Here is a 5,237-nt window from a genome sequence, read left to right as displayed (position 1 = left end):
CCCCCTCCCCGCGTCCCCGGTCCCGCCGTGAAAGCGGACCGTCCTCTCCCCCGTCAGAGGACGGTCCCGCCGGGACGCGGCCGGACGGCGCGGGGTGGACCGCGCCGGCCGGCTCGCTGATCTGACTGTGATGCGCCACATCCCCGACTGCCAACAGTTCCGGGAAATACGGGCCGTCGTGGGACGTCCCACGCTCCGACCTGCGACGACGGTCCCGGCCCTGAGGCCGTGGTGGGACGGGCCGGGGGAGCCGTGACTGGCCGGAAACCCGCGTGTCGGCCGGCAGTGCGGGAAAACACCGGCCGGCGTCGTCATCATGTGCGACACAGGAGGCTCATGCCTCGGGGGACCACGTGACGGGTGTGGGGTGGAACATGCCGCGTTGGAAAGAACTGCCGGCGTCGCTCGACCAACGGGTGAGCCAGTTCGTCGTACAGCTCCGCAGACTCAAGGACCGCAGCGGGCTCAGCCTCGCCGCGCTGGCGGCCAAGACTTCGTACAGTCGGTCGTCCTGGGAGCGTTATCTCAACGCCCGGCAACTGCCGCCGCGCGACGCTGTGGAGGAGCTGGCCCGGGTGTGCGGGACGGATCCGGCCCGCCTTCTGGTGCTGCACGAGATAGCGGAGGAGGCCTGGCCGTCCGCCACGGCGAAAGGCGCCACGGCGGAGGGCACCACGACGCAAGGTGCCACGGCGGAGGGTGCCACGGCGGAGGGCCTGGCAGCGGGAGACGCCGCCCCGGGCGGTACGGGAGCGGACGGCGGCCCGGTGCCGGGCGTCGGAGAGCCGGCGGAGGCCCGAAGGCGCCTGTGGCTGTACGTCGCGGCGGTGGCCGTGCTGGTCGTCGCGCTGGCGGCCGGACTGCTGGCCGCCCGGCCCTGGGAGGACGACGAGACGAAGGACGACGGGCCGGCGGCCACCGGCTCCCCGTCCCCCTTCGTCTTCGTGCAGGGACGTTCCCGCCCGTGCCACGTCGAGCGCGAGGGCGGCGAACTGCGGGCCGGGTACAGCCCGACCCGCACCGTGTTGATGGATCTCAAGAGCAGCGGATGGGAAGTGCTGGAGGCGCAGTGCCTGCTCAAGCACCACGGATACGACCCGGGTCTGATCGACGGCTCCTTCGGCGTACGGAGCAAGGCGGCGGCCCAGCGGTTCCAGAAGGCCAAGGGCCTGGTCGTGGACGGGATCGTCGGACCCGACACCTGGGGGGAGTTGCGCAAGTGAACGGCGGGCGCCCCCTGCCCGCGGAGTGCGCCCGACTGGCCGCCGCCCTGCGGGAGCTGAAGGAGCGCACCGGGCTGAGCCTGGCAGCGCTGGGCGAGCGGACCGCGTTCAGCAAGTCGTCGTGGGAGCGCTACCTCAACGGCAAGAAGCTGCCGCCCCGTGAGGCGGTCGAAGCGCTGTGCGCGCTGGCGGACGAGCCGCCCGGCCGGCCGCTCGCCCTCTGGGAGCTCGCGGAGCAGCGGTGGACCGGACGGGCCGCGTCCGCTCCCGGGGACGAGGCGGAGGAAGCCGGAGGGGCCCCCGAGGCGTCCCCCGCTCCGGTCGCGAGCGTCACGGAAGAGGGGGCGACAGCGGCCCCCGCCCCCGTGGACACCGGGCGGCGGTCCGGCCTCCACGTCCCCGGGCGGTACGTCGTGTGGGGCGTGGCCGCCCTGGTGGCGGCCGTCCTGGTGCCCTTGGCGCTGCTCGCCGGTGACGAGACGTCGTCCGAGTCCTCCTCCGGCGCGGGCGCGGCGGTTCCGTCCTACGCCCAGTCCTACGAGCCCGGGTGCCACGGGCAGGAGTGCGAGGGGGCCGACGCGCAGGCGATGGGGTGCGGCGCGCAGGGGCTGCCGGTCACCCTGGTCTCCCGGCGGTCGCACGGCGGGCAGCGGATCGAGATCCGGTACGCGGAGAAGTGCGGAGCCGTCTGGGCCAAGGCCACCGGCCTGCGGCTGGGCGACCGGGTGGAGCTGACGCTGCCCGGGACCCACCCCAAGGAGGTCAGGGCCGCCAGCCGTCGCGACACGGAGGTCTATCTGTCGACCGCGATGACGGCCACCGACGCACCGCGCCGGGCCCGCGCCTGCCTGCGCCCGGCCGAGGGCGCCGAGGAGTGCTTCGCCGCGCCCGGCGGGTGAGGCGCCGGACGCGGCGAAGCGGGTGGGGGACGGGCGACGCGGCCGGTCCTCCACCCCCGTGGGAGGACCGGCCGGACGTCCTCCCCGAGCATCCAGACGGCGGCATTCCGGTTCAAGGCGTGACCGGGTCCTGTGACTCGGAGGAGATCATTCCGCTACGAGGTCACCGTTCTGTACCGGATCCACGCGGGGGCGTACGGCGCCCACGCCGGAACGGTTCCCTCTCATGAGGGTGGTCCGGGAGCACGGCCGACGAGGGGGCGTGCGCCCCGGTGCGTTGATCAACCCGGAACGCCCCTATGCGCCGACCGGAGAGGAACTGGGAGGCTGCGTCGCGCCATCCCCTGGGTAGCACCGCGGTACGCAGGGGGATTAGGGGAGGGCCATGCCTCGTTGGAGAGCGCTGTCGGACGAACTCGACCCGCAGGTGCGGGAGTTCGTGGAGCAGCTGCGCCGGATCGTCGAGCGCAACGGGATGAGCGTCGGAGCGGTCGCGGACCGCACCGGGTACAGCAAGACCTCCTGGGAGCGCTACCTCAACGGCCGGCTGCTGCCACCGCGCGGTGCCACCGAGGCGCTCGCGGAGTCGACGGGTACGGACGTCGAGCATCTGCTGACCATCTGGGAGCTGGCCGAGCGCGCCTGGAGCCGGTCCGAACTGCGGCACGACGTGACGATGGAGGGGCTGCGGGTCGAGGCGGCGCGCGCGGCGCTGGCGGAGTACGCGCCGCCGCCCGCCCCGGGGAGGCGCGGCTGGACGCTGCGCCGGGCGCGGGCGGCGGGGCCGGACGCGGTGGGCGGGGGCTCCGCGGACGGAGTGACCGGCGGTGCCGACGGGGCGCGGGGGGCGGCGGAAGCGGCGGAGTCCGCGGGGGTGATGGAGACGCCGAAGGCGCGGCAGGAGCGGAGCGACGCGGACGACGGTCGTGGCGGTCGTGGCGGTCGTGACTTCGGTGGCGCGCGTGACGGGAGTGGCGAGCAGGGCGCGGGAGGACGGCGGGTGGCCCGCCCGTCTCCCGACCTCCCCTCGGCCCGGGCGGCCGGCGTGGACGCCCGCGCGCAGGCGATCCCCTTGACGGGCTCGTCGGCGTCGACGGACCTGTCCGCCGGTCCGTCCGCTGGTGCTTCCGCTCCTCCGCCCGAGGACCTGTCCATGACGTTGGACCCGGCCGAGGCCCCGTCGAAGCGACACCCGCGTCCCTCCCGCGGAAACGACTCCCGCTCCGGGCACGACCCCCGCCTCCGTACCGCCTCCCGTACCCATCCGCACCCCCGTCCGCGCCCGAAGCGCCGCGCCGCGCTGCTGTTCACGGTGGGGGCGGTCGGCGCGCTGCTGATGGTCGTCGCGGCCGTCCTGCTGCTCGGGTACGGACCGGGCGGCAGCGGCCGGAAGCCCGTACCGTCCGCCGCCGCGCGGGATTCCGGCAGCCCGGCAGCCCTCCCCGCGGGCGTGAAGTGCGCGGGCGGCGCCTGCACGGGCAAGGACCCGGAGACCATGGGATGCGGCGGACAGCGGGCGAAGACGGCGGGTGCGACGACCGTCGGCGGCACCTACGTGGAGGTGCGCTACAGCGAGACCTGCAAGGCGGCCTGGGCCCGGATGACCCAGGGCGGACCCGGCGACACCCTGCGGGTCAGCGCGGCCTCCCGCACCGGTGAGGGCCGGATAGAGCGCGGCACGGACGGCCACAGCACCATGATCGCGGTGGCCGCCCCGAGCGAGGCCAGGGCCTGTGTGGTGCTCAGCACGGGGCGTCAGGGCTGCACGGTGCCACGGACGGGAGGGGCGGACGATGCCCCCGGGGCCCGCAAAGCTTCTGAGACGCGAGGGGCGGCGGAGAAAACGGAGACGCCAGAGGGCGCAGGTAAGCCGGAGGCCGGAGAGGCGCCCGAAGTGTCGCAGGAGGTGCCATAGGCCCAGGTGAGGCGTCCCACACCGGTTCTGGGGTTCCGGGCGTGCCCCGTCGGATAGCCTGACGCCGGATCTCTTGATACCAAGAGAGGTCCGCACAACATGGGCAGGGACACCCACCGCCAGTTTCGCAGCAGGAGATCGCCATGACCCGCACTCCCGTCAATGTCACCGTCACCGGCGCGGCCGGTCAGATCGGCTACGCGCTGCTCTTCCGCATCGCCTCCGGTCACCTCCTCGGCGCCGACGTGCCGGTCAAGCTGCGACTTCTGGAGATCCCGCAGGGTCTCAAGGCCGCCGAGGGCACCGCCATGGAGCTCGACGACTGCGCGTTCCCGCTGCTGCGCGGCATCGAGATCACCGACGACCCGAACGTCGCCTTCGACGGCGCCAACGTCGCGCTGCTCGTCGGCGCCCGCCCCCGCACCAAGGGCATGGAGCGCGGTGACCTCCTGGAGGCCAACGGCGGCATCTTCAAGCCGCAGGGCAAGGCCATCAACGACCACGCCGCGGACGACATCAAGGTCCTGGTCGTCGGCAACCCGGCCAACACCAACGCCCTCATCGCCCAGGCCGCCGCGCCGGACGTCCCGGCCGAGCGCTTCACCGCGATGACCCGCCTGGACCACAACCGCGCCATCTCGCAGCTCGCGAAGAAGACCGGCACCGCCGTCTCCGAGATCAAGAAGCTGACGATCTGGGGCAACCACTCCGCCACCCAGTACCCGGACATCTTCCACGCCGAGGTCGCGGGCAAGAACGCCGCCGAGGTCGTCAACGACGAGGCGTGGCTGGCCGACACCTTCATCCCGACCGTCGCCAAGCGCGGCGCCGCCATCATCGAGGCGCGCGGCGCCTCCTCGGCCGCCTCCGCCGCCAACGCCGCCATCGACCACGTCCACACCTGGGTCAACGGCACCGCGGCGGGCGACTGGACCTCCATGGGCATCCCGTCGGACGGCTCCTACGGCGTGCCCGAGGGCCTCATCTCGTCCTTCCCCGTCACCTGCAAGGATGGCAAGTACGAGATCGTCCAGGGCCTGGAGATCAACGAGTTCTCCCGCACCCGCATCGACGCCTCCGTCCAGGAGCTCGTCGAGGAGCGCGACGCGGTCCGCAAGCTCGGCCTGATCTGAGTCCGCTCCGCATCCGGTCCGACGGGCGGCCCCGCCACCGGCGACTCCGCGTCGCCGGCGGCGGGGC

At 73.8% G+C, this 5,237-nt stretch carries 4 protein-coding genes; all 4 read left to right on the top strand.

What is annotated here, in order from left to right; all coding sequences use genetic code 11:
- Positions 1-374 precede the first annotated feature (374 nt).
- The 4 genes from ACSNOK_RS30375 (at position 375) to ACSNOK_RS30360 (ending at position 5,170) form a co-directional block, all read left to right on the top strand.
- The gene (locus ACSNOK_RS30375; RefSeq protein WP_436784013.1) at positions 375-1,223 is read left to right on the top strand and encodes a helix-turn-helix domain-containing protein; all 849 of its coding nucleotides are present in this window, start codon (positions 375-377) and stop codon (positions 1,221-1,223) included.
- A complete protein-coding gene (locus ACSNOK_RS30370) occupies positions 1,220-2,122 on the top strand; it encodes a helix-turn-helix domain-containing protein (RefSeq protein WP_436784012.1) in 903 nt (300 codons plus the stop codon). The genes ACSNOK_RS30375 and ACSNOK_RS30370 overlap by 4 nt, the downstream gene beginning before the upstream one ends.
- 385 nt (positions 2,123-2,507) lie before the next feature.
- Entirely contained in the window at positions 2,508-4,037 is a 1,530-nt protein-coding gene (locus ACSNOK_RS30365; protein WP_436784011.1) for a DUF2690 domain-containing protein, read from the top strand.
- A gap of 143 nt (positions 4,038-4,180) precedes the next feature.
- A complete protein-coding gene (locus ACSNOK_RS30360; protein ID WP_436784010.1) occupies positions 4,181-5,170 on the top strand; it encodes a malate dehydrogenase in 990 nt (329 codons plus the stop codon).
- The last annotated feature ends 67 nt before the right edge of the window (positions 5,171-5,237 follow it).

The sequence above is a fragment of the Streptomyces sp. URMC 126 genome (assembly GCF_051386555.1).
Lineage (GTDB): Bacteria > Actinomycetota > Actinomycetes > Streptomycetales > Streptomycetaceae > Streptomyces.
The sequence above is the reverse complement of the archived record's forward strand: the minus strand, read 5'-3'. Positions and strand labels throughout refer to the sequence as shown.